General features: G+C 37.1%; 21 protein-coding genes. 9 read left to right on the plus strand and 12 right to left on the minus strand.

Translation table 11 applies throughout. The annotated features are described in order from the left end of the window. Window positions 1-23: 23 nt before the first annotated feature. From QE429_RS16740 to QE429_RS16750, 3 genes are all read right to left on the minus strand, one after another. Window positions 24-197: a hypothetical protein gene (locus QE429_RS16740; protein ID WP_307288522.1), complete on the minus strand. Its 174-nt coding sequence runs from the start codon at window positions 195-197 to the stop codon at window positions 24-26. Window positions 198-287: 90 nt separating this feature from the next. Further along, window positions 288-1730: an amino acid permease gene (locus QE429_RS16745; protein ID WP_307288524.1), complete on the minus strand. Its 1443-nt coding sequence runs from the start codon at window positions 1728-1730 to the stop codon at window positions 288-290. A 257-nt stretch (window positions 1731-1987) separates the two neighbouring features. Next, entirely contained in the window at window positions 1988-3190 is a 1203-nt protein-coding gene (locus tag QE429_RS16750; RefSeq protein ID WP_307288525.1) for an ornithine--oxo-acid transaminase, read from the minus strand. A 211-nt stretch (window positions 3191-3401) separates the two neighbouring features. Here QE429_RS16750 and QE429_RS16755 point away from each other — a divergent pair, with 211 nt between their 5' ends. Further along, complete coding sequence (locus QE429_RS16755) at window positions 3402-4811, plus strand: sigma-54 interaction domain-containing protein (RefSeq protein WP_307288526.1); 1410 nt, start codon at window positions 3402-3404, stop codon at window positions 4809-4811. Window positions 4812-4876: 65 nt separating this feature from the next. Beyond that, the gene (locus QE429_RS16760; protein ID WP_307288528.1) at window positions 4877-5083 is read left to right on the plus strand and encodes a methionine aminopeptidase; all 207 of its coding nucleotides are present in this window, start codon (window positions 4877-4879) and stop codon (window positions 5081-5083) included. Between the two features lie 52 nt (window positions 5084-5135). On the opposite strand, the gene QE429_RS16765 is transcribed toward QE429_RS16760, so the two are convergent. After that, the gene (locus QE429_RS16765; RefSeq protein WP_307288530.1) at window positions 5136-6119 is read right to left on the minus strand and encodes a VanW family protein; all 984 of its coding nucleotides are present in this window, start codon (window positions 6117-6119) and stop codon (window positions 5136-5138) included. Window positions 6120-6617: 498 nt separating this feature from the next. Here QE429_RS16765 and QE429_RS16770 point away from each other — a divergent pair, with 498 nt between their 5' ends. Continuing rightward, a complete protein-coding gene (locus tag QE429_RS16770) occupies window positions 6618-6959 on the plus strand; it encodes a hypothetical protein (protein ID WP_307288531.1) in 342 nt (113 codons plus the stop codon). A 290-nt stretch (window positions 6960-7249) separates the two neighbouring features. Here the strand turns inward: QE429_RS16770 and aspA are convergent, their stop codons facing one another. Further along, complete coding sequence (aspA, locus tag QE429_RS16775) at window positions 7250-8674, minus strand: aspartate ammonia-lyase (RefSeq protein WP_307288532.1); 1425 nt, start codon at window positions 8672-8674, stop codon at window positions 7250-7252. Between the two features lie 245 nt (window positions 8675-8919). Between aspA and QE429_RS16780 the strand changes: the two genes are divergently transcribed. After that, window positions 8920-10047: a polysaccharide deacetylase family protein gene (locus QE429_RS16780; RefSeq protein WP_307288533.1), complete on the plus strand. Its 1128-nt coding sequence runs from the start codon at window positions 8920-8922 to the stop codon at window positions 10045-10047. A gap of 31 nt (window positions 10048-10078) precedes the next feature. On the opposite strand, the gene QE429_RS16785 is transcribed toward QE429_RS16780, so the two are convergent. After that, complete coding sequence (locus QE429_RS16785; protein ID WP_307288535.1) at window positions 10079-10501, minus strand: MarR family winged helix-turn-helix transcriptional regulator; 423 nt, start codon at window positions 10499-10501, stop codon at window positions 10079-10081. Window positions 10502-10734: 233 nt separating this feature from the next. On the opposite strand from QE429_RS16785, the gene QE429_RS16790 reads away from it, so the two are divergent. Continuing rightward, window positions 10735-11976, plus strand: coding sequence for an MFS transporter (locus QE429_RS16790; protein WP_307288537.1), 1242 nt, complete (start codon window positions 10735-10737; stop codon window positions 11974-11976). Window positions 11977-12028: 52 nt separating this feature from the next. On the opposite strand, the gene htpG is transcribed toward QE429_RS16790, so the two are convergent. From htpG to QE429_RS16805, 3 genes are all read right to left on the minus strand, one after another. After that, on the minus strand, window positions 12029-13915 hold the full coding sequence (gene htpG, locus QE429_RS16795) for a molecular chaperone HtpG (protein WP_307288539.1): 1887 nt from the start codon (window positions 13913-13915) through the stop codon (window positions 12029-12031). Window positions 13916-14034: 119 nt separating this feature from the next. Next, on the minus strand, window positions 14035-15648 hold the full coding sequence (locus tag QE429_RS16800) for an ABC1 kinase family protein (RefSeq protein WP_307288541.1): 1614 nt from the start codon (window positions 15646-15648) through the stop codon (window positions 14035-14037). A 404-nt stretch (window positions 15649-16052) separates the two neighbouring features. Beyond that, a complete protein-coding gene (locus QE429_RS16805) occupies window positions 16053-17339 on the minus strand; it encodes an NCS2 family permease (protein ID WP_307288543.1) in 1287 nt (428 codons plus the stop codon). A gap of 108 nt (window positions 17340-17447) precedes the next feature. Here QE429_RS16805 and QE429_RS16810 point away from each other — a divergent pair, with 108 nt between their 5' ends. After that, the gene (locus tag QE429_RS16810) at window positions 17448-18164 is read left to right on the plus strand and encodes a Crp/Fnr family transcriptional regulator (protein WP_307288544.1); all 717 of its coding nucleotides are present in this window, start codon (window positions 17448-17450) and stop codon (window positions 18162-18164) included. Between the two features lie 178 nt (window positions 18165-18342). Next, entirely contained in the window at window positions 18343-19047 is a 705-nt protein-coding gene (gene deoD, locus QE429_RS16815; RefSeq protein WP_307288545.1) for a purine-nucleoside phosphorylase, read from the plus strand. 48 nt (window positions 19048-19095) lie between these two features. Here deoD and QE429_RS16820 read toward each other — a convergent pair whose 3' ends face one another. From QE429_RS16820 to QE429_RS16830, 3 genes are all read right to left on the minus strand, one after another. After that, on the minus strand, window positions 19096-21123 hold the full coding sequence (locus QE429_RS16820) for a YhgE/Pip domain-containing protein (protein ID WP_307288547.1): 2028 nt from the start codon (window positions 21121-21123) through the stop codon (window positions 19096-19098). 110 nt (window positions 21124-21233) lie between these two features. Further along, complete coding sequence (gene ltaS / locus QE429_RS16825; RefSeq protein WP_307288548.1) at window positions 21234-23186, minus strand: lipoteichoic acid synthase; 1953 nt, start codon at window positions 23184-23186, stop codon at window positions 21234-21236. Between the two features lie 223 nt (window positions 23187-23409). Further along, entirely contained in the window at window positions 23410-23784 is a 375-nt protein-coding gene (locus QE429_RS16830; RefSeq protein WP_307288549.1) for a carboxymuconolactone decarboxylase family protein, read from the minus strand. A 182-nt stretch (window positions 23785-23966) separates the two neighbouring features. Here QE429_RS16830 and QE429_RS16835 point away from each other — a divergent pair, with 182 nt between their 5' ends. After that, a complete protein-coding gene (locus QE429_RS16835; RefSeq protein ID WP_307288551.1) occupies window positions 23967-24140 on the plus strand; it encodes an asparagine synthase in 174 nt (57 codons plus the stop codon). A 165-nt stretch (window positions 24141-24305) separates the two neighbouring features. Then, the gene (locus QE429_RS16840) at window positions 24306-24818 is read left to right on the plus strand and encodes a DUF3231 family protein (protein ID WP_307288553.1); all 513 of its coding nucleotides are present in this window, start codon (window positions 24306-24308) and stop codon (window positions 24816-24818) included. Window positions 24819-24870 lie beyond the last annotated feature (52 nt).

Genomic DNA, 24870 nt, shown 5'->3' on the forward strand with positions numbered 1-24870 from the left:
AATTCTAATCGTCACTTTTCTATTTATTTCAGCTTCGGGTTATTTTTTTGTCTCTGAATGAATTGATCCCGTTCACCACCATCAGATAATTCCTCAGAAAATTCATGTGCAGTATTTTGCCCCATTACTTCCCAAGGCTTGATGGTCTTTGGTGGCAGATTATTATTTGGTGCAGCTTGCTCGTTCCATTTTCCCATAATAAATCACCCCTATCCTATTATTCGATGTGTCCAAACCATTTATCCAAAATAAAAACGCTTGGAAGTTTCCAAACGTTTTTACCATTGTTAAATTACCATTTTTTTATTATCTTGAAGTTGTAATTCTTGCTCCAATACATTATCCACTTCTCGGTTCTTTTTAATTTTAAAATGATAGATAAGATAACATGCTACTACAAATGGAACTCCTAAATATAAGGCCAATCTTTGTTCAGAATCAAACGCTAAACTTCCTAAAACAATACAGTTTAGGGTTAAGGCAATTATAGGAAGCAGTGGGTAAAGTGGTGTTCTAAATTTGAGATCCTCCACTTTTCCTCCCTCTCGAATAAATTTTCTTCGAAAGGCGATTTGGGAAGCTGTAATAGAAATCCAGCCTACTTGAGCACCTAAGCCCGCAACAGAAAGCAACCAAACGAAGACTGTTTCTTCTGCAAAAAATCCAGAAAGCAATGATAATAATGCAATTCCAATAGTTAAGACTAGAGCATTAAACGGCACACCTCTTTTATTAACCTTTGCAAGGACAGGGCTCGTCATCTTTTCTTTTGACATCGCATATAACATCCTTGTTGCAGCATACAAACCAGAGTTGGCTACAGATAATAATGCTGTAAGGATAACAAAATTCATAATGTCTGCAGCATAAGGAATACCGATACTATCAAAAACAACAACAAATGGACTTTCAACTACCCCAGCCTGATTCATAGGGATTAAGCTTGATAAAACAAAAATAGCTAAAACGAAGAAAAATAGTGTTCGCCATACGGTTTGTTTAATGGATTTCGGTATCGTTTTCTCTGGCTCTTCGCTCTCACCAGCAGCGATCCCGATAAGTTCTGTGCCTTGGAATGAAAAATTCACGGCAATCATTGTGATAATTAAAGCTGTAATTCCATGTGGCAAAAGACCATGTGCTGTAAAATTAGAGAAAAATGGAGCAGGCTTTCCGCCTTCCATGTCAATCAAACCAAAAGTAGCAGCTCCACCAAGAACAATGAAAGCTAAAATGGCAAAAATTTTGATGCTTGAGAACCAAAATTCAGTCTCTCCAAACGCGCGTGCTGATAATGCATTAAGTGAAAATAAAACTACCGCAAAAATTGCACACCAAATCCATACAGGAGACTCTGGAAACCATCTTTGCATTAACTGTCCTGCTGATAATAACTCTAGAGCTACCGTTACCGACCAACCTAACCAGTATAGCCATCCTAGTGCAAATCCGGTTCCTGGTCCAATGAATTTTGTCGTATAAGTTTGGAATGATCCAGAAACAGGCATGGCAACAGATAATTCACCTAAACAAAGCATGGTCAAGAACATGATAATACCGCCAACTATGTATGAAAGAATGGCACCTGCTGGACCTGCCTGGCTTATCGTGTAACCCGATCCGAGGAAAAGACCTGACCCAATTACCCCTCCTAGAGAAATCATAAATAAATGCCGGGTCTTCATCGTTCTCTGTAATTCATTTGTCGCATTGTTTTCTTGTAAATTCATAAACTTTCCCCCTTCTGGCTATAAGAACGCTTACAATTAATCCATTACCCATTTTCGTAAAATAGTAACTTTTATAATATTTTTACTATTCTAATCAAATACATTTGCAATTTCTATGCCAAAATAGGAATCCTTTACTTGTGAGCATTCCTTGAACATAGATGCCAAAATTTTTGGCATTATCGTAAAATAATTTGCACATAAAATGCAAAAATGCTCTTTCCACAAAAGTGGAAAGAGCATTCTTTTAAATAAAATTAAGATAGCACGTTCTTGATTTTTTCGATTGCCCAATCAATTTCTTCTTTAGTGATAATTAATGGAGGTGCAAAGCGTATTACTGTATCATGTGTTTCTTTACATAGCAAACCAGTTTCTTTTAAATCCTCGCAATAGGGTCTAGCAGCCTCTGTAAGTTCAACACCGATAAACAAGCCTCTTCCACGAATTTCATTAATCACAGGATTTTTGATTGCTTTTAATTGTTCAAGGAAATACTCCCCTAATTCAAGCGAGCGTTCAGCTAATTTTTCTTCTTCAATTACATCTAGTGCAGCAATTGAAACAGCGCATGCTAACGGGTTCCCACCGAAAGTCGATCCGTGTGATCCTGGATTGAATACACCCAACACGTCAGAGTTAGCTACAACACAGGAAATAGGGAAGACTCCACCCCCAAGTGCTTTTCCTAAAATCAACATATCAGGTTCTACTTCTTCCCAGTCGCAGGCAAACATTTTACCAGTGCGTGCCAAGCCTACTTGAATTTCGTCTGCAATGAACAAGACATTTTGCTCTTTACACAATTCGGATGCTTGTTTTAAAAATCCTTCAGGAGGTAAGATGATTCCTGCCTCACCTTGGATAGGTTCCATTAAGAATGCTGCAGTATTAGGTGTAATGGCCGCTCTTAATGCTTCAAGGTCACCATATGGAATTAATGTAATGCCAGGAAGCATCGGACCAAAGCCACGTTTATATTCTGGATCAGACGATAACGATACTGCCCCCATTGTACGTCCATGAAAATTCCCAACACATGCAATAATTTCCGCCTGATTTTCAGCAATTCCTTTTACATCATACCCCCAGCGTCTTGCGGCTTTTAACGCGGTTTCAACAGCCTCGGCACCAGTGTTCATTGGCAGTGCCATATCTTTATTTGTTAACTTACAGATTTTTTCGTACCAAGGGCCAAGTTGATCATTATGAAAGGCTCGAGAGGTTAGCGTTACTTTGTCTGCCTGGTCCTTCAATGCTTGAATAATTTTTGGATGTCGATGCCCTTGGTTGACTGCTGAATATGCACTTAACATATCCATATAACGGTTTCCTTCAGGACTTTCCACCCATACTCCTTCTGCTTTTGCAATCACAATTGGAAGTGGATGGTAGTTATTAGCACCAAATCTATTTGTTTGTTCAATGATTTTTGTTGTTTTTGTTGTAACTTCAGCCATTTTTATTCCCCCTTCTTTGTATGTAAATCTATTATGCAAGTTTCATGCCAATAATAATTCTGCATACTGATAACGTTTCTAAGAATAAAGTGCCATATATTTTTGCAACCAATTTACTATTTTAGTTAAATACCGCAAAATTATTTTGCATTATCTCGTTTTTTTTGATTAAATTGATGAATACAGTTTTAAACAAGGGGTATAAACCATCATGGATCAATCGAAAAATTATTTACTCTATTTAACAAGTATGTATAAACGAATTTTAGATGAGGTGGATGTAGGGGTTCATGCAGTTGACGAGACAGGGAAAACCATTATCTATAATAAAAAAATGATGCAAATGGAATCAATGGATTTTCATGACGTTATGGATAAAAACCTGCTAGATGTCTTTATGTTCAAGGATGACCAGTCTAGTACACTTGTAAAGGCCCTTCAAGAAGGGAAAAAAACTAGTAACGTAAAACAAACCTATTTTAATAACAAGGGCCGCGAAATTACTACTATTAATAATACTATCCCTATCTATAAAGAGGAGAGCCTGCAAGGTGCAGTGGAGATTGCGAATGATGTAACGAAACTTGAACGGCTGATAAAAGGAAATATGAGTAAGGGATCAACCAGATATACATTTGAGAATATTATTGGCACTAGTCCAGCTATCTTAGAGGTTAAGGAATCAGCAAAACGGGCGACTCGGACCTCCTCCTATGTATTAATTGTAGGTGACACTGGTACGGGGAAAGAGCTTTTTGCTCAAAGTATCCATAATGCTAGTAACCGTTTATCTGCTCCATTTATTTCTCAAAATTGTGCTGCATTACCTGATAATTTAATCGAAAGTCTCCTTTTCGGTACAAAGCGAGGAGCTTTCACAGGTGCAATCGATACCCCTGGACTATTTGAACAGGCAAATGGAGGAACATTGTTACTGGACGAAATCAATTCATTAAATTTAAACCTGCAAGCAAAATTACTTCGCGTCTTACAAGAAAAAACGATTAGGAGAATAGGAGATACAAAGGATACACCAATTGATGTTAGGGTCATAGCAAACATGAACGAGGACCCAATTGACGCGATTGCAAACAACCGTCTTCGAAAAGACTTATATTACCGGCTTGGTGTAGTAACAATATTTGTCCCTCCCCTTAAAGACCGCAAAGAAGATATTCCGTTACTAGTGGAACACTTTATAGAGAAATATAATGAACGCTTTCAAATGAATGTCAAGGGCTTATCAGATGAAGTCCAATTGTCTTTCACGGAATATGATTGGCACGGCAATATCCGGGAGCTTGAGCATATTGTTGAAGCGGCCATGAATGTTATGATGGATGAGGAAGTCATTATGTACTCCCATTTACCTTACCAATATCGCAGTAAGATGCAGCTGAAAGAAAGAATGATGCCCTTAGCCACCGTTGAAACATTCATTGAGGAAGATTCAGAGATCACTATACCATTAAAAGACCAAATGGAATTATTTGAAAAGACCTATATTGAGCACGTTTTAAATAAACATGATTTTAATATTTCAAGAGCAGCTAAGGCACTTGGCTTGAGCCGCCAAAGCTTGCAATATCGCATGAAGAAATTAAGATTAGAGAATAAATAACAAAGAAATACTGCATAACATTCCCATTTTTTCATCATAATATAAAAAAAGATGAGGTGAAAATAATGGGACTTCTTAACTCATTTAATCAGTGGAGAGAAACAAAGTATCAAAATCATGTTTCCACCATGAAAGAACTTGGCAAATGTCCTGACTGTCAAGGCCGTGGTTATACTGTATATCCTTATAATGAATATGCCTACTATAATTCGTACGAATGTCCTGGTTGCCAGGGAAGCGGCCATTATACTGATTGGGAAGATATGAGATAATAACCAAAACACAAAAAGCCCCGTTTTTTCAATAGGGCTTTTTATTTTTTATTTACATACTTTTCTTAATTAATTCTAGATAGGCTTTTGCTGTCCTAACCTCAATGGTCAATGATCCTTTTTTAACAATTGCTTTAAGTAAGACAGGGGCACCTGATGTATTTTTGAATCGAAAATCTTTTCCTCCGTAGGACACTGTTGCATCTCTTCCTTTTGGAACATATCCTACCTCTAGAGAATGGTGATTCTTTTCGATATAGCTGACACCTATTTTGTCAATGGCGTTGAATAGTGTTGACGAAGTCTGGCAGATCCCTCCGCCTACACCATCCACAAGTTTACCCTCAACTACTTCAGGTGCGTTTTGAAAACCGTGAGCAGCATCACTTGGGCCAACGGTGGTATTAAACGAGAATGAATCCCCTTCTCCCAGGATCACATTGTTAACCGCAGCAGCAGATAATGCAATATTTTTTGTTCTACCTACAACTGCACTGTTAAAATGAGTAGTATAGGATGCAACTAGCGCTTCTCCTAAATGGGATGCATCTTCCATTTTATATCCACTTGCTGTCACATATAAAGGTATTTCCACATCTCCACCTTTTACAGATGCCTGGAATACTTTATCTGTTAATTCGTTTTCGTCGAGAATTGTTTGTGGAGTCCCTTTGATGACTTGGCCGTTTTCATCCAACTTGTCAAGAATCATTCTTTTATCGTATCCAGGGGTTGTTTCATTTCCTCTAGCTAATTCTCGAGCCATCTTATTAATCTTTGTTTTATACATTTCGTCGTTCATGCCAAAGCCTAATTCCTTTGGATTTAACGTTTTGATTATGGCTTTTGTTGTCGGGTCAATAATATTTACAAAAACCGGTTTTTCCTCTTCCTGTTTCTTTTCTACTTTTTTCTCTTTTTCGACCTTTGGCTGTTCAGATGCCTTTGTTTCTTTTACAGGCTGGTCTGCACACCCTGCCAACAACACAAAACTTCCTGCCAATAAAATTGAAATAACCCTTGTGAGTTTTCCCATGATCCCCCATCTTTTCCCTTTTATTCTTAAAGCTACCACTAATCTCTATCAATATACTATTTGACGCTCATCAAGAAGAATAGGTTTCACTCATTCTTCTATTCTATTCCAATTTATTTTTATTTTACCATCATCTTTTCGATAGATAATTTCTTTTTTAATAGAAAAAAAATATGGAAATAAAAGTGCTCATCATAAATACGATAATATTAAGGGTTTCTAACGTTTCTGTTCTTTAGTCAAGTACGTATTAAAAGGGGGAATAAATCATGTCAAAAATCTTATTTCTTCTTTTCTTTGTTCTAATGCTCATTTTTCTTATTTTAGGGGTAGCATCTTATCTTAAACAACCGAAACCAAAAACTGGGTGGGTTTTTCTTAGTCTCTCTATTATTAGTTTAATCGGAGTTATTTATTTGTTGTCTTTGTAAACCTGTATAATTTTCCAGTTTTGAGGAAGTCTAATCCCTAGGAAAAATTATTCTAGGGGTGTTTTTTATGTCCGTTTTTGTTTATCAAACATTTATTATTAAACAAGATAAATTTAAAGAAGGAATTGATAATTTAAGGGAGCTCAAAAAATTTAGAAACGAAAACTACAGCCATCATGTAGAGATTTTAACACCCGTTTCTGGAGATGACCACACCTATGCCCTGCTATCTACCTATGATGGATTAGCTGAAATGGAACTGCAAAGCAAAAAATTGTTTGAAGATGAAGAGTATTTGGAGCTAATCGGTCCTTTTTTCCTGGACCATATCGCGGAAGGAAGCATGCATACCCAAATATTACGCTCATTAGGCGAGGTAAAAATGGCTAAAAAGGATCAAAAAAAATAATTATGCCTAATAGAAAAGCGCAAGCGCCTTGGTCAGCCCCGACAGGCAAATGTTCTTCGGCAAGAAAAGTCGCTCTTTGACTTTACTTGCCGAAGGTTATTTGACCCGAGCTGTAACAATCATCGCTATATCAAGCCATGATTGTTACAAGCTACTCAATGTAGAGTATTCAGGGTGAAAACTGACTAGGCGCTGGAGCTCGACAATTCTCAAAGTCGAATTTTCTTTCTTATCAATTAAAAATGAAAACCCAAAGAAAATTTTCTTTGGGTTTTTCATTATATTAATCATTAGTCTCTCTCTAACAATTCCGCCCCTGCAATACCAGGCTTGGTCATTTCATATATATCCAAAATCAGGTCAAGCTCTTCTTCTGTTAGCACATCATGTTGTAAGCAAAGCTCACGAACAGATTTACCACTTAGAACGGCTTCACGAGCAATACGTGCTGCTATTTCATATCCTAAGTGAGGATTAACAGCTGTTATAATCCCGACACTCTTTTCTACGTATTCTTTCATACGGGCTTCATTCGCTTCAATTCCTTTTAGACAATGCTCCGTAAAGGAAGCAAATCCATTGTTCATAATGCTAATGGATTGGAGCAGATTAAATACCAATACAGGTTCCATGACATTTAGTTCGAGTTGTCCTGCTTCAGAAGCTAAACAAATTGTATGGTCATTACCAATAACTTGGAAGGCAATTTGGTTAATAAGCTCTGGCATAACTGGGTTTACCTTCCCTGGCATAATGGAAGACCCTGGTTGACGTGCCGGAAGAGAAATTTCTGCAAGTCCAGCACGTGGACCTGATGCCATTAAGCGAAGATCATTAGCTATTTTAGACATATTCATCATACATACCTTTAATGCCGCTGAAACTTCTGTATACGCATCGGTATTTTGCGTAGCATCCACTAAATGTTCAGCATTGACTAATGGTAATCCACTGATTTTTGCGAGCTGAATAACCACGTCTTCGATGTATTTAGGGTCCGCATTTAATCCAGTACCAACAGCAGTTGCCCCCATGTTCACCTCAAATAAATGTATCTTTGAATGCTCGATTCGTTTAATATCTCTTTCAAGCACCCTGCTGTATGCCTCAAATTCTTGTCCTAAGCGGATTGGGACGGCATCTTGAAGATGAGTACGGCCCATTTTAATTACATTTTCAAACTGTTTCGCCTTTAACTTGAACACCTTTTGCATTTCTTTCGTCGTATCGAGCAATTTATCCAGCATTCTTAGAGTTGCTATATGAATAGCAGTAGGAAATACATCATTTGTCGATTGGGACATGTTTACATGTGTATTTGGACTTAAGTGGTTATATGCACCCTTTTGATGACCAAGAAGCTCAAGAGCCCGATTGGCAATCACTTCATTTGCATTCATATTCATCGATGTTCCTGCCCCACCTTGAATTGGGTCTACGATAAACTGGTCATTCCATTTACCATCGATGATTTCATTTGCTGCTTGACTAATTGCTTCCCCTAAACCACTATACAACCGCTTTGTATTCATATTTGCAATCGCTGCTGCTTTTTTTACCATTGCAAGCGCTTTAATAAGTTCTTCATGAATGCGGTATCCCGTAATAGGAAAGTTTTCTACTGCTCTTAACGTTTGGATCCCATAATAAGCATCGGCAGGTATGTCCTTTTTCCCTAGAAAGTCTTGTTCTACTCTTATCTTGTCCGCTGTCATTTGTCTCCCACCCTTTTAAAAACAAATAAATTTCTATATTAGACCATTTGGTACACCAAAATAATAACAGTTACACCCTGTTTTTGTCTCCATTTTAACTATTATTTTACTATTTATAGTAATCTCAATAATTAGTAAATTTTTTTTACAAATAATTGAATTAGAAAATTCATTAAGTATCTTTTCTAAAAAACAAGTAAGTGCTATGATATTCTGCGAGATTACTATATACAAGGATGGATGACATGCAGAAGGTACTTTATTTAGCACTCTTTGCTGCTTTACTGCTGCAAACTGGATGTAGTTTGAAGACGGCGAATGCCAGTATAAATGAAAAAAGGTCCATTTCGCCAAAGATAGAAATGCAATCTAGCAAAGTTTCACCTAAATTGAAAGAAACTCCATTATTCAAATCCAAGGTTGTACTATCTATTAGTCCAGTTACATCTAACTCTGGTAGTGCTGTTTTAACAACAACCAACTTACCTTCAGATATTTCAGAGGTTAGTTATTATATTTGGAGAACAGCTGATGGTGTTAAGAGTGGTAAAATATTTCCTTCTTCCGATAAAGAGAATGGATTCTCGCTTACTTTTGGGTCAACAGAATTATCTGGAAAACGTGGAGAATATCAAATTGAGGTCTACGGAAAAAGAGAAACGGGTACGGAGGAGCTTCTGGCTAAATCAACTGTAACCTTTCAACAGCATGTTCCCATTCTTATGTATCATGCGATTGATGATTTTAAGGGGGAGGGCTTAAAAGAGCTGTTTGTAACGCCTTCCAATTTCGAAGCACAGATGCAATATTTAAAGGATCAAGGCTATACGCTTCTCACTTTTGAGAAATGGGAAAAAATCAATAAAGTAAACAAGCCGATTTTTGTCACATTTGATGATGGGATGAAAAACAATCTAAATGCCTTCCATATTTTACAGCGTCTAAAGGATGCGACATTCCATCCCACTGCGACAGAATATACTATTGCCGGTTACATTGATAGTGGCTCCTATCAATTAACTTCGGAAGATATTAAAGAAATGGTGGCTTCAGGTATTTTCTCTGTTCAATCCCATACGATGTCACACGCTGATCTTCCTAAAATTACAAATTTTGAGGAAGAACTAAAAACTTCTAAGGAAAAAATCGAACAAATAACGGGAAAACCAGTTATTGCTATTGCCTACCCATATGGTCACTTTAATCAACAGGTAGTAGAGGAAACTAAAAAATACTACAAATTTGCCACAACCACAAAGCCAGGTCTATTCATTGAAAAAGAAGAGCCGGATGAACTGCTGTTAATGCATCGTGTCCGTATCTCCTACTCGACCACCATTGAACAGTTTGCCCATCTTGTTGAAACAAATTAAGGCTGTCACATTTTGACAGCCTATTTTTTATCTAATAGAACGATTGGTTGAATTTTTTTAATAGCTGGCCAAAAATTTCACGTTCCTCTTCAGACCAATCATTGATAAGCTCTTCTAATCTCTCTAAGCGTGCCTGTTTGTGCTCTTTATACACCCTATTTCCAATCTCTGTGATTTGCAGTGAATAGGCCCTGCCGTCTAGCGGGTCAGGAATACGGTACAAATAACCTTTTTGTTCTAAAGCAGCTGCTTGTCTGCTGATGGTGGAAATGTCCAATTGAAACTCACCAGCTAGTACTTTTACCCCTGCAGCTCCTCTATTTGCAATTCGTCGCATCAATAAATAGGCAGAGCGATCCAGGTTACCTAGTTTTTTATTACTGGAGACAGATGTTGAACGGCGAATTAATATGGCTAATTCCAGTTCAATCGTTTCCAAAGATTGTTCATACATTATATTAACCCCACAATAAACAATTTTCTTCTTCCTATATGATAACATATTAAATATTTAATTATAACGAATGACCACCTTTCTAGAGTAAACACTATTGACGAAGTGTAAAATAGTTGTATAATACAATCATGTACTTTCATAATACAACTAATTGAAAAACAAGGAAATCAATTAGTTATTTATAAAACACAAGGACATAGGGAGAAAATATATAAAAAGGAGAAATGTGCATGTCATCTTCAACAAAATCTGTTTCTGTACCACCACAAGTACCTGACCCATCTGCTGCAAAGGGAGGCTTATTAGCGCAACCAAAAGCGGTGTGGGCCGTTTTTTTTGCGTGTATTATAGCCTTTATGGGGCTTGGACTGGTAGATCCTATTTTACCAGCGATAGCGGAGCAACTTCATGCTTCACATAGTCAAGTAACGTTATTGTTCACTAGCTATAATGCTGTTATGGCAGTTGCCATGCTTATCACCGGAATGATTTCATCCAGACTGGGGATAAAATGGACTCTGTTATCTGGTATTGTAATTATCGCTGTATTTTCTGCGCTTGGCGGATTCTCCAATGGGATTTGGACACTTGTTGGTTTACGTGGAGGCTGGGGACTTGGTAATGCCTTGTTCGTTGCAACCGCATTAGCTGCCATTGTTTCGCTTTCAAATAGCGGGACGGCACAAGCGATTATTTTATACGAAGCTGCCATTGGTCTTGGAATCTCTGTCGGACCATTACTTGGAGGCTGGCTGGGCGCCATGTCCTGGAGAGGCCCTTTCCTTGGTGTTGCGTCACTTATGGTTATTGCTTTTATCGGCCTGATGCTCCTCATGCCAAAAGGGACTAAAGCAACAAATGTACAAAATAAAACTTCATTATTAGACCCATTCCGAGCTTTAAAGCACCGATCATTATTAATTTTCGGTATTGCTGCAGCACTATATAATTTTGGCTTTTTTACTTTATTAGCTTATGCTCCATTTGTTATGGGGTTAGATGAGCATGGTTTAGGTTATGTATTCCTTGGATGGGGCATATTATTGGCGATTACTTCCGTGTTCATGGCGCCAAAGCTTCAACAGTGGTTTGGTACGATCAAATCAATGTGCGCAATGCTAACGCTTTTCGCTTTGCTACTTGTTGCCATGGGCGTTTGGACCTCTACACAATGGGTAGTGATTGGTGCTGTTATTTTAGCAGGTGCTTTCCTTGGAAATAACAACACGTTGATTACAACAGCTGTAATGAACGCAGCTCCGGTTGAACGATCAACTGCTTCTGCTGCTTATAGCTTCCTTCGCTTTATCGGCGGAGCGATTGCTCCATTTACAGCAGGGAAATTGGCGGAGATTTATAATCCAAGTCTTCCATTCATCGTTGGAGCAGGGTTTGTTTTCATTTCTGTTATATTTATCTTAATGAATAGTTCACATATTAAGCATGTTGATGATGCTGAAATTGGTCATTAAATAACAAAAAGGATCTGCGGCTCCCAGCCTGACAGATCCTTTTTGTTATCCCTTAATTCAACACCATAATTTTACAAATATCATTTGTAAATTCAACTGGATCCTGAATTGGTAATCCTTCAATTAATAATGCTTGATTGAATAATAACTTTGTATAGAGGTCTACCTTTCCTTTGTCATTCTCAAAAGCATCTTTTAATGATTGGAATACTTCATGATTCTTATTAATTTCTAGTACTTTTTCTGCTTTGATATTTTGATTATCTGGCATTGCAGCAAGGATTTTTTCCATTTCGATGGAGATTTCACCCTCAGATGCCAGGCAAACAGGATGGGACTTTAGTCTCTTAGAAACTCTTACATCCTTCACTTTTCCAGCTAGTATATTTTTCATATATTCTAAAAGTTCTTGGTGCTCGTTATCCTGTACTTCGGAATCTTCCTTCGTTTCTTCCCCTTCAAGACCAAGATCCCCACTTGAGATGGATTTAAATTCTTTTTCTTTATAAGACATGATCATCTTGATAGCGAATTCATCAATATCTTCAGTAAAGAATAAGATATCATACCCTTTTTCAGTAACAAATTCAGTCTGTGGCAGTTTTTCTAATCTCTCAACTGATTCTCCTGCTGCATAGTAAATGTACTTTTGTTCCTCAGGCATTTTTGAAACGTATTCTTCTAAAGTAATCAAATCCTTTTCTTTGGAAGAGTAGAACATTAACAAATCCTGTAATACTTCTTTATTGGCGCCAAAGTCACTATATACACCATATTTTAATTGGCGTCCAAAGGAATTATAGAATTCTTCATACTTTTCTCGTTCATTTTTCAAGAGGCTCTGTAATTCGCTTTTAATCTTTTTGTTAATATTTTTAGCGATCAGCTTCAACTGACGATCATGCTGCAGCATTTCTCTAGAAATATTAAGTGATAAATCTTCTGAATCAACCATCCCTTTTACGAAACTGAAATAGTCTGGAAGCAGGTCGGCACACTTATCCATGATTAATACACCGTTCGAATACAGCTCTAGACCTTTCTCAAATTCCTTAGAGTAAAAGTCAAAAGGAATTTTTTCTGGGATATATAAAATCGCATTATAACGGATTGTTCCGTCAACACTTATATGAACATGTTTAATCGGTTTATCAAAGCCATAGCGCTTTTCCGCATAAAAATTTTGATAGTCTTCATCTGTTAATTCACTTTTATTCTTTCTCCAAATAGGAACCATACTATTGATGATTTGTTCTTCTTGATAGTCCTCGTATTCCGAATCACTGCCTTCTTTCAGCCTTCTTCCGGTGATATCCATTTTAATTGGATAGCGAATAAAATCTGAGTATTTTTTGATAATTGTCTTGAGGCGGTATTCTTCTAAATACTCATCATAGCTTTCATCTTCTGTATTATCTTTAATTTTTAAAATAATTTCAGTTCCTACTGAATCCTTTGTAACCGGCTCAATAGTATAGCCCTCGGCACCCTCAGATTCCCACTTATATGCTTCATCGCTTCCTAAAGCTTTACTAATAACAGTCACTACATCTGCAACCATGAATGCAGCATAAAACCCGACACCAAATTGCCCGATAATGTCGTAACCGTCTTTTAATTCATTCTCTCTTTTAAATGCTAAAGATCCACTCTTTGCAATTGTTCCAAGGTTATTTTCCAACTCTTCCTTTGTCATACCAATACCAGTGTCGATAATTCTCAACGTACGGTTTTCTTTATTTGCAACCACTTTAATAAAGTAATTATCTTGGTCAAAACTTAATGTCTCGTCAGTTAAGGCCTTGTAATAGATTTTATCAATCGCATCACTGGCATTAGAAATTAACTCTCGTAAGAAAATTTCACGATGAGTATAGATGGAGTTGATCATCATGTCTAATAATCGTTTGGATTCTGCTTTAAACTGTTTTGTTTCCATTAAGACCTCTCCTTTATTTTTGCGTTTTCACAGCAACATCTATTTTTAGCACTCTGAAACATAGAGTGCTAACCCAATATTTAAATATCATATTTAATTCATTTCTGTCAATAATTTGACTAGTTTAATTTCTTTAACCATTTTCTTTGTTGCAGACTGCATACTATGTAAAACAGCAGAGAAACACCAGTTACACAAAATGACCCTTTCCACGTCAAAGGATTATCAATATAAAATCCTGTAAAGCTGCCAGCAACTCCAAGCATACCTAGATATGCTAACTGTTTCTTTTGATTTTCATAGATTTGAAATTGGAATTCCTTTTTTTTCTCTGTTTCCTTTAATGCAAGAAGTTTGTGTGGAATTTCAATCATTTCATTAATGGAGTGAAACACTCGGAAAATAGGCTGTGACTGAATCCATTTTACGATTAGTTTCCATTTGTTTTGGTTCCCTTGATTCAGCCACTCCATAAATCCAGGTTTGGCAATTTTCAAGAACTCTTGATTCGGGTTTATCGTATGTAGCATCCCTTCTATCGTTACAAATGAACGTCCTAAAAAAATAAACCTAGTTGGAACTTGAATAGGAAGTGATTTTACCATATCGTTAAGATCCTTTTTTACTTGAAAAAGATCCATTTCTTTCAACTGATTTAAATCAATTGACAATGCTTCCTTTAAAACAGGTTCAATTGTTTTGAGATTCGTATCTGGAAGTAAGAACCCTAAATCAGATAATACTTTTACAGCCATTGAATAGTTCTTTGCTAATATGGCCTGTAGAAGTTCTTGAAAATTCGCCGCATCTTTTTTCGAAATTTCGCCTACCATCCCAAAATCAAGAAGTACTATCGTCCCATCTGATTTTACTAGTACGTTCCCTGCATGTGGGTCTGCATGAAATGTTCCGGCTTCTAACCACTGAGGAATAAAAATCCGAAATAATCGTTGTGATAATTCTTCTCTATCAATCGTGTAACGGTCTAAAAACTCCTCATCTGTGATTCTTGTACCTTCAACCCAATCCATTACTAAAACCTGTGAGGTGCATAGCCGAGAATATACTTTTGGGATTATCAAATTGGGAATTGATTGAAACCGTTGTCTAAAATGGTTAACCGATTCCATCTCTTTCGTAAAATCAACTTCTCTTTCAATGACTGTCTTTAACTCTTGGAATAACATTTTAAAGTTAATGAACCCCTTTGGAACAGGTGCAAAATGGTGGGCAAACCAAATAATAATAGAAAGTGAGCGAAAATCAGATCGAATGATAGACCTAATTATCGGCCGCTGCACCTTTACTGCAACATCAGTACCATCTATAAGTTTCCCTCGATACACTTCCCCTATGGATGCGGATGCTATGGCAGCTGTATCAATTGATAGCAGCTTTTCTTCAATCGGCCCCTCCCACTCCCTTTCCAAGACTAGCTTTATCTCTTTCCATGGAGAAGCCGGTACATTATCCACTAAATCTTGAATTTGTTCGACAAATTTTCCGGGAAGTAGATCTGCACGTATGCTTAGAAATTGACCTACTTTGATTAATAGGCCCTCTAACTCAAACAATGTTTGTCGGAACTCTTGACCGATCCTGCCCCATAACTTTTCTCTCTCGGATAAAGGTTTTCTTAATAACCGGAACCAGTAAAATCTTATTAATACAGATAAGGCAAAGCACAAGATTCTCCACATACGGTACCAATTTTTATTTTTATTTTTATTCATTAGTAAAGCTCCTCTCAAACAGGTAGATGAGAAAATCCTTTTGTGTAAATTTTACCAGTAAGTCTTCATGCATGTATATTATTATTTATTATTACGGTCAATGGGCACTAGTCCGTTCCACAAGTTCCCATGATGGCGGAATTATCCGGGCTACGGGCTCTAGTCCGTCTCACTAGTTCCCATGATGGCGGAATTATCCGGGCTACGGGCTCTAGTCCGTCTCACTAGTTCCCATGATGGCGGAATTATCCGGGCTACGGGCCCTAGTCCCTTACTCTAGTTCCCGTGATGGCAAAATTATTCAGTCTACGGGCACTAGTCCCTTACTCTAGTTCCCATGATGACAGATTTATCCCGGCTACGGGCTCTAGTCGAAAAAAAAACCAGGCAACTGCCTGGTTTTATTAGAGTGATCCTAATATAAAATAGACCAAGAAGAAAAATGCAATCACGTACATTGTAACGGAGACTTCCTTCTTTCGACCTGTTACCACCTTTAAAATGGGATAGGCGATAAATCCAAATGCAATCCCGTTTGCAATACTAAAAGATAGAGGCATGATTGCCATCATTAAATAAGCTGGAAAGGCTTCTGTAAAATCACTAAAAGGTATTTCTTTCAAACTCTGAACCATTAAACAACCTACAATAATCAGAACCGGTGCAATCGCTTCGTTCGGAATGACTTTAAAAAGTGGAACTAGAAAAAGTGCCGGTAAAAACAACAATCCAGTTGTAAACGAAGTTAAACCTGTTTTTCCTCCGGCAGCAATCCCAGTAGCCGATTCAGCTGCTGTTGTCGTTGGACTACAGCCTAGTAATCCTGCACTCATAACGGATAAAGCATTTGCCTGAAAAGATTTTTGAAACTTTGACTTATCAGGAAGCATCCCAAGCTGTGCCCCCATATTTTGAAAGATGATTACCATTGACAATGAGAAAACAGCTGTCCAGAAATTGACCGTACCAATTTGGCTAAAATCAAATGCAAGGAAAATCTGATCGTATCCACTAAAGGAAAAACTAAAATCCTTAAGAGAAGAGAAATCCACGATACCAAGTACTGCACCAATTAAGGTACCAGCAATAATCCCAATCAAGAAGTTCCCTTTCACATTACGCAAGAAAAGCGGAACTAAAATGACCAATGAAAGGATTGTCGTAAGTGTATGCGGACTTCCCAAGTCTCCAAGTTGTACAAATGTACCTTCACTCGCTTCGATAATACCTCCATTTTTCAATCCTAAAAAAGCGATAAAAAGACCAATTCCAGAAGTCATCGAATGAATCATTGTTTTCGGAATGGAGCGTGATAGATACTCCGCTCCTTTGGTCACTGTTGTAAGGAAAAAGATTAGCCCCGCAATAAAAACAACCGCAAGTGCTTGTTGCCATGATAGCCCAAGTGAAAAGACAAGCGTAAAAACAAAAAATGCATTGTCTCCCATACCCGGTATAAGGACTAACGGTGAATTCGCCCATAATGCCATCAACATACAACCCAAAAAACAGCTAATTACTGTTACTAGTGTGACAGCCTCATACGGCATACCTGCCTTACTCAAAATCGCTCCGTTGACAGCGATGATATAAGCGACTGTCATAAACGTTGTTAATCCAGCAAGTACCTCAGTACGTATACTGGTTTGTTGTTTATTAATCTGAAATAATCCATTTAAAATTTTTTCCAACCGTATTTACCCCTTTTTGATTACACGAGTTCAATAATGTAAATCGTGTTATAATTAGCTAATAACATTTATTATCTTGTTACCAAGACCCCGAAAGGTTGTATGTTCATGATTACCAATATCTCAGAAATCACAATTTTCTCGGATATTCCTGAGGTTGATTTACCAAATATCCTACCTCTTTTAAAGGAACGAAAATTTAAAAAGAACCATGTCCTCATGTTTGAAAATGATAAAGGTGATGATGTTTATATCATCCGTTCAGGAATGGTGAAAATTTATCGTAATCATGAAGGAAAGGAAATTGTCCTCAGCATAGCCATGCCTGGAGATATCGTAGGAGAAGTAGAAGCCTTGTCTAATGACAACCATCGAATTTCCTCTATTGAAGCACTTGAAAATGTGTCCGCCTGGCAAATTACGAAACAGGACTTCCTAATGATCGTAGATAAATATCCTTCTGTATTAAGAAAAGCCTATATGATTTTGGTAGAACGCACACGAATGCTCAACCGTTTAGTTCGCTACTTAACCTTTTATGATGTTCGGACCAAAGCAGCGAATTTGCTCATGGACCTCTATTATAATTTTGGTGAACCTAGTGGCACAATTTTTAAAATTGATTTTAAAATTAATCAATCTTTATTAGCCTCGATGTTGGGTGTAACTAGAGAATCCATATCAAAAACATTGGGTGACTTTCAAAATGAAGGTCTAATTGATATTCGTGAAAAATATTTTTACCTTTTAGATAAGACTCGATTGGAAGCAATGTGTAGTGAAACAGAAGAAGTTCCAACCTTAAGAAAGTGGTATAACATTTAACGCATTCCTACTATACCAAATGAAAGCGTTCTAATCAGTTATCTCAGTAACGAATATTTTGTTAACTGGTTCACAAAAATGAAGTTATCCCTTTAACAGATTGTAATATGACAATGTGGTATGCTAATTTTGAAAATATGAAGCTAGATACTATTACAGTCTACGGGAGGATTTTGAGATGAGTGTACATATTGAAGCAAAGGTTGGAGATATCGCTGAAGCTGTCTTACTGCCAGGTGATCCATTACGCGCAAAATACATTGCAGAAACATTTTTGGATGATGCGGTCTGCTATAACAATGTTCGCGGAATGTTAGGATATACAGGTACATATAAAGGAAAGCGTGTATCTGTTCAAGGTACTGGCATGGGTATGCCCTCTGCATCCATTTACATTCATGAACTTATCACAGAATATGGTGCAAAAAACCTTATCCGAATTGGTACCTGTGGTGCAATTCAATCAGATGTAAAAATCCGTGATGTCATTATCGCACAAGCTGCTGCAACCGATTCCATGATAATTCGTGATAGTTTCCCAGGATATGCTGTCCCTCAAACCGCAGACTTCAAATTAATAAAAAACGCTTATGAGTTTGGAAAAGAAAAAGGACTAAATCTACATGTAGGAACAGTTCTTTCGTCAGACATTTTTTATTCTGAAAAGGAAGACCCGTATAGCAAACTAAGTAAACACGGTGTTCTTGCCGTAGAAATGGAAGCCGCGGGCCTATATTACCTAACAGCTAAATTTGGTGTAAAAGGCTTAACTCTTTTAACAGTTAGTGACCATATCCTAACAGGGGAACAAACTACTTCTCAAGAGCGTCAAACTACTTTTAACGAAATGATTGAAGTTGCCCTTGAGACCATTATTCGGTAACTCTAAAGAGTGATTAAAGAAAGAGCAGCTTACTAGGCTGCTCTTTCTTTAAGGAATAATTTTCGTGGCTCTTGCCTTTTGTGCTGTTCGTTCAATCCTGTTCTCTAAAGGCTTTTTTAAGACAAGGGCTAAAAGGAAACTTGCTGTTGCAAAAGCCAATAAGTACATAATATCCCTTATAACCACCTCTCTTACCATTCCTCCAACCGTCTCACGAAGCATGCTTACCGCGTAAGTGAATGGCATAAAAGGATTCAATGCTTGAAAAAAAGATGATGTCGTACTTACTGGAAAAGTTGCACCGGAACTCGAGATTTGCAAGACCAAGAAAATGATTGCTAACCCTTTTCCAATATTGCCAAACACAGAACATAAAGTATACGTGATGATGATAAATACCATGCTTACAAGAATGCTTAACAATACAAACCAAAGCTTATCAACTACATACGCGTGAATTAAAAACAAATCTCCTAAAGAGACAATGGCAGCCTGAAATATTCCAATGGTCAAAAAAGTCAGGAGTCTCCCTAAATACATCTGATAACCACGATAGTCACCATTAGGATTTTCTACATCTACTCTAAGGGAGGCTATAAGTAGTGTCGCTCCAACCCAAAGTGCCAGCATCGTATAAAAAGGTGACATAGCTGAACCATAATTAGGGATTGGAAAGATCCTTTTTGTCTCTAATAGTATGGGATTAGAAAGGAAGCTGCTTTCTTTCTCAGGATCATGCTTTAAAAGTTCAATCAGATCATTAATATTCACACTTCTCTCGAATTGTCGAATCTTATTTGCTGCATTTTTAATTTGTGACTCAAATCCTGGAAGATCATTTCTAGCAAAATCGGCTGCTTTGTGAATCATCTTTTCCACTTCAGGAAGTTTTGTACGAACAAGATTTGCTGCTTTTCTAATATCATCCTCCAATTTCGGCAAGTCGGTCCTTACAAAATCAGCTGCTTTATGTACTTTTTGTTCAACAACAGGCAACTCATTACTAATAAAGTTAGAAGCAGTGGCCATATCATTTTCCACCGAGGTTACTTTTTGTTTAAGCCCTAAATGAATTTCTTGCACTGTTGCATGAATTTTTTCTAATTCAGCTTGAAACTTCCTTAACGCTTCCTGATTTTCATCTGTATTAACCTGATCCGACTCCTGTGCACTTGCAATTGCCTCCTGTACTTTTTTCTCGATATCCGAAATATTCGTTAAAACATCCGAAATAATAGAAGAGGCCCCTTTTAAATCTGTCATCTTCCCTTGAAGAGCTACAATCTTGTCACCAGCTTCATGAATGCGAGGTAAAGCACTTTCAACCTTTAATATACTTTCCCCTGCTTTTTGAATCTCTGGGATTCTTTGTTCCAGTTCAATCACTTTCTGCCCTTTCTCGTGTAATTCCGGCAATTCCCCTTCAAGTTCTATTGCTTTCGCTCCCAATTCATGAATCTGTGGTAATGCCTTTTCAAGCTCAAAGATCTGATTTTCCACTTTTTGAATGGATGGCAAATTTTTCTCCAATTCCACCCCTACCTTGAAAAATCCCGAAAAAATCGCATCACCTACCGACTTAATAAAAGCTTGACTAATTTGCGATGTCACACTTGAGGCGCCCGAGCTCGCAATTTTAGGGGCAACCGCATTAATTTTTTCATTTACTCCGAACTCAATTTTAGGCTTTTGTGGGTTTATTTCTAAAATACTCGTTAACTTTTTGGAGAAGTCCTTGGGAATAATTAAATATGCATAATATTTTCCGCTTCGTACTCCTCTCACCGCCTGACCCTCGTTTACAAATATCCAGCCAAGCTTATGATTTTCTTTTAAGGTATGGATAATTTCATCTCCAACATTGATCCTCTTACCATTTAGTTCAGCTCCTACATCTCCGTTCGTAACAGCGACTTTAATGCCGGAAGTGTTACTGTATGGATCCCACATAGACTTGATATTAAACCAAGCATAAGCGGATGGTAATACCATTAGAGCGAAAATTAATAACACAACGGTTGGAACTCTAAAAATATTGATCCAGTCAGTTTTATATATACCCCAAACCCTTCCCATCCGCTTTCACCCTTATCATTGACATTTTCTCTTGTTTAGCTTTAGGAAAAGTAATTGAATTAATGCATAAAAAAGACTGCCCAAGAAATTCTTAGGCAGTCTTTTTGAATTTATTTTTCGGTTGTTGAATTGTCCGCTTTTTTGTAGTCATATTTTGAGCGGTCTACCGGTGTGAAATTATCTGGCGTATAGAAACGTAATAAATCTCCGTTTACCACTTTATCTGATAGGGCTAATTTTTGCATGACTGACTTCTGATAGTTTTTTGCCTCTTCCAGTTGATTCTTGCCCAATTTCAAACCTGTTTTTGAATCATAGAACTTACCGTCTACAGAAGTGATCGTTGGACTTACAAAGTCTCCATTTCGGAATGGGATAAGATCATCGTGCTGTTCAGATAATAGGTCTGTACCAAATTGTACATACTCTTTTGAATCAATGCCTAAAAGATGAAGTAGAGTTGGAAGAAGGTCAATTTGACCGCCATATTCATGGTTCACTCCGCCCTGCATGCCTGGAACATGGATAAATAATGGTACACGTTGCAATCCAGAGCCTTCGAAAGGAGTAATTTCTTTACCCATTATTTGCTTCATTGCTTTATTATGGTTTTGCGAAATACCATAATGATCTCCATACATAATAATAATAGAATGATCGTACAAGCCAGTTTGCTTCAAGTAATCAACAAACTGCTTCATAGCTTCATCAGCATAACGAGCCGTTTGGAAGTAAGTATCCACTGATGAATCACCTGTTGTTGCTGGTGCAATTGTCGCATCCTTTGCAGGAATTGGGTACGGATAATGATTTGATACTGTAATAAATTTTGTATAGAACGGCTGTGGTAGTGTTTCTAATAATGGAATCGATTGATTAAAGAATGGCTTATCCATTAATCCATATTCTGCTAGATCCTGAGATTTCAAATCATAATAATCTGCATCAAAAAATTTGTTGTAGCCGAAGGATTTATAAATCTCATTTCGGTTCCAAAAGCTTCCTGAATTTCCATGGAACACAGCTGATGTATAGCCTTGTTGACCTAAAATTGCCGGTGCTGCTTGGTACGTATTTAAACCTTTAGTTGTATATGCTGACCCTTGCGGTAAACCAAATAATGAGTTTTCTAACATAAATTCGGCATCAGATGTTTTACCTTGTCCAGTTTGATGGTAAAAGTTATCAAAATACATGGTATTTTCTTCGTTTACCATTGAATTTAGGAATGGTGTGACTTCTTCCCCGTTTAACTTGTAATTAATAAGGAAGTTCTGCATCGATTCAAGATGCAAGTAAATGACGTTCATCCCTTTTCCAGCACCAAAGTACTTAGGGTTCGGTGCTGCATAATTTGATTTTGTATAGTTAATGACTTCCGTTACGTCATCACTGCTTGCCATCGCTCTTTGTGCAGAAGCTTTTGTGCTTTTAACTGCATCATAAATCGTATAATTGTACATACCTAAATATTTGACGATGTAATTACGGTCAAATCCTCTTGTTAATAACTGAGGGCGATCAACTTCTGCCAATGATAAATTGGCACATGAAATGGCTAATGATAAGGAAAAAAGAACGGATGCTTTCCTGCGATTCATATCTTTCATTTCAATTTTAATTACACGGGAAACAAGCAATCCTATTAAAATAAGTGTATCGATAAAAAATAGAAAGTCATATGGTCTTAAAAGCGTAACAACACTTCCACTTACATCCCCAAAATTTTGGGTCTGTGTTAACGTTGGAAGTGTAATAAAGTCGTTAAAGAATCGGTAGAATAATACATTGGCATATAAGAGAAACGACATAAGAAACTCAATAACTACTAATCCAATATACTTCTTTCTTCCTTTAAGAAAGAATGAAAAACCTAAAAATATCAATGATGAACCCAATGGATTCATGAATAATAGAAACTTTTGCAAGGAGTTTTCTATTCCTAAATGAAACTGTGTTAATTGAACTATATATGTTTTAACCCAAAGGAATATTACTGTTAAAAAGAAAAAGCCAATATATTTGTTGAAAATACTTTGACTTCTGTGCAGAATCTTATTCATTTTTACACCTTCCTTTACTAGAAACGTATTATGACATAAATTAATTGATTTTAGTATATGAGATTTGTGCCAAATATCCTAACATCTAGCATACAAGCTAATTATGAACAGATTATGAACAAACATTGAAAAATTAATGTTAAAAACTGTAATCAGTTTTACAGTTTATTAAATGGACACAAAAAGAAGCAGGTCAATTCGGACCTACTTCTTTTGTAGTATCTTAATGTTTTGTGCTCGATAGTTGGTTGATGCATTCCTGCACGAGTGTAACTCCCTGACTCATTGCTGCCCCGCCTCCGAGGGCTGCTGCAACTCCAATGGTTTCAAAGATTTCTTTTTCCGAACAACCTTGGTCCAAACAACCCTTTGTATGATAAATGATACAATATTCATCCTGTGAGTAAACACTAATGCCAAGAGCTATCAAGTGTTTATTTTTCTGTGATATCTCTCCTTCTTTAAAACACGCACCTGTAAATTCATTATATGCGCCTATTAAATCTGGCATCATTTGCGTATATGTTCCAATTCCTTCTTTATAGTTATTTAAGTGTGTTTGAACCGAATGATTATTGCTTACTCCTGATTGCTCCATAATTGAACTCCCTCTTTTCTCCTAATATAACCACTCTCTTTAGGTTAATTATTTTTAGCGAATTTATTCTTTCATTAAAAAAATATAACCTTTTTCATAAAGTATAGGTTGTTCTCTTCTATCAAAAACTAATGAAGGACATTTGCCTTAAGTGTCTAATGATAAGTGGGAGGTAGGTCTAATTGAATATTCGTGAAGGTTTAATACCAACGGCTTTAGGAACTGCTGCAACAGCTACTGGTTACGTATTAAAACATAGACGAAGATCCAATAAAATGGTTGCTAATACAATATTTGGTTTTGGTTTAGCACATATTGTTTTAGGCGCCATCGACCTAGTCGAACACCGTCGTTAGTTTTCAAACGAGCGCTTAAATGCGCTCGTTTTCACTTAGGAATTTACAAATAAGTAATTTAATTTATCAATTATTTTTTCCGAACTTGGACAGACTATTTGATGTGCTTCAAGAAAGGTGGCACTTCAAGTGAATAAATTTTCTTATAAAATAAGGAGGGTTACAATGGGGATATTAAGTGGAAACCCTAAAGAAGAGCCTTTACATTATGGAGAAGTTTTTGATATTTGGGCATCGTTATTAGCTGGAAACAGTATGATTGCTGGTTACCAAACCATGATGAACCATGCAGGTGATGACGATCTAAAGAAATTAATCGCCGAGGCCATCGAAAATTGCCAACAGGAGAAAAAGCAGATTGAAGTGTTGTTAAAGGAAAACGGTATTGGGTTACCTCCTGCTGCACCTGAACCTCCTGAAGCATGTTTAGATGATATTCCTGTAGGAGCAAGAATTCCAGACCCAGCCATTGCAGCTACCCTTTCAGTTGATATCGCTGCTGGATTAGTTGCATGTAGTCAGGTCATCGGAAAATCTATTCGTGAAGATGTGGCTATGATGTATGGACAATTTCATAACCAAAAGGCAGTACTTGGCGCAAAAGTCTTACGTCTAAATAAAGAAAAAGGTTGGCTCATTCCACCACCACTGCACCTAAAAAAACATAACGACTGTTAGTAGATTTTGGGGACAGTCCCCCACTGCGCTAAAGCAGCGGGGGACTGTCCCC

This window comes from Bacillus sp. SORGH_AS_0510, assembly GCF_030818775.1.
In the GTDB taxonomy this organism is placed as follows: Bacteria; Bacillota; Bacilli; order Bacillales; family Cytobacillaceae; genus Neobacillus.

Coding starts and splice junctions, on each gene's coding strand:
- QE429_RS16770 (WP_307288531.1), top strand. CDS start 6,618: ATGTCCGTTTTTGTTTATCAAACATTTATTATTAAACAAGATAAATTT.
- QE429_RS16830 (WP_307288549.1), bottom strand. CDS start 23,784: ATGGAGCAATCAGGAGTAAGCAATAATCATTCGGTTCAAACACACTTA.
- QE429_RS16740 (WP_307288522.1), bottom strand. CDS start 197: ATGGGAAAATGGAACGAGCAAGCTGCACCAAATAATAATCTGCCACCA.
- aspA (WP_307288532.1), bottom strand. CDS start 8,674: ATGACAGCGGACAAGATAAGAGTAGAACAAGACTTTCTAGGGAAAAAG.
- htpG (WP_307288539.1), bottom strand. CDS start 13,915: ATGGAAACAAAACAGTTTAAAGCAGAATCCAAACGATTATTAGACATG.
- QE429_RS16745 (WP_307288524.1), bottom strand. CDS start 1,730: ATGAATTTACAAGAAAACAATGCGACAAATGAATTACAGAGAACGATG.
- QE429_RS16785 (WP_307288535.1), bottom strand. CDS start 10,501: ATGTATGAACAATCTTTGGAAACGATTGAACTGGAATTAGCCATATTA.
- QE429_RS16840 (WP_307288553.1), top strand. CDS start 24,306: ATGGGGATATTAAGTGGAAACCCTAAAGAAGAGCCTTTACATTATGGA.
- QE429_RS16765 (WP_307288530.1), bottom strand. CDS start 6,119: ATGGGAAAACTCACAAGGGTTATTTCAATTTTATTGGCAGGAAGTTTT.
- QE429_RS16820 (WP_307288547.1), bottom strand. CDS start 21,123: ATGGGAAGGGTTTGGGGTATATATAAAACTGACTGGATCAATATTTTT.
- ltaS (WP_307288548.1), bottom strand. CDS start 23,186: ATGAATAAGATTCTGCACAGAAGTCAAAGTATTTTCAACAAATATATT.
- QE429_RS16750 (WP_307288525.1), bottom strand. CDS start 3,190: ATGGCTGAAGTTACAACAAAAACAACAAAAATCATTGAACAAACAAAT.
- QE429_RS16760 (WP_307288528.1), top strand. CDS start 4,877: ATGGGACTTCTTAACTCATTTAATCAGTGGAGAGAAACAAAGTATCAA.
- deoD (WP_307288545.1), top strand. CDS start 18,343: ATGAGTGTACATATTGAAGCAAAGGTTGGAGATATCGCTGAAGCTGTC.
- QE429_RS16755 (WP_307288526.1), top strand. CDS start 3,402: ATGGATCAATCGAAAAATTATTTACTCTATTTAACAAGTATGTATAAA.
- QE429_RS16810 (WP_307288544.1), top strand. CDS start 17,448: ATGATTACCAATATCTCAGAAATCACAATTTTCTCGGATATTCCTGAG.
- QE429_RS16800 (WP_307288541.1), bottom strand. CDS start 15,648: ATGAATAAAAATAAAAATAAAAATTGGTACCGTATGTGGAGAATCTTG.
- QE429_RS16780 (WP_307288533.1), top strand. CDS start 8,920: ATGCAGAAGGTACTTTATTTAGCACTCTTTGCTGCTTTACTGCTGCAA.
- QE429_RS16790 (WP_307288537.1), top strand. CDS start 10,735: ATGTCATCTTCAACAAAATCTGTTTCTGTACCACCACAAGTACCTGAC.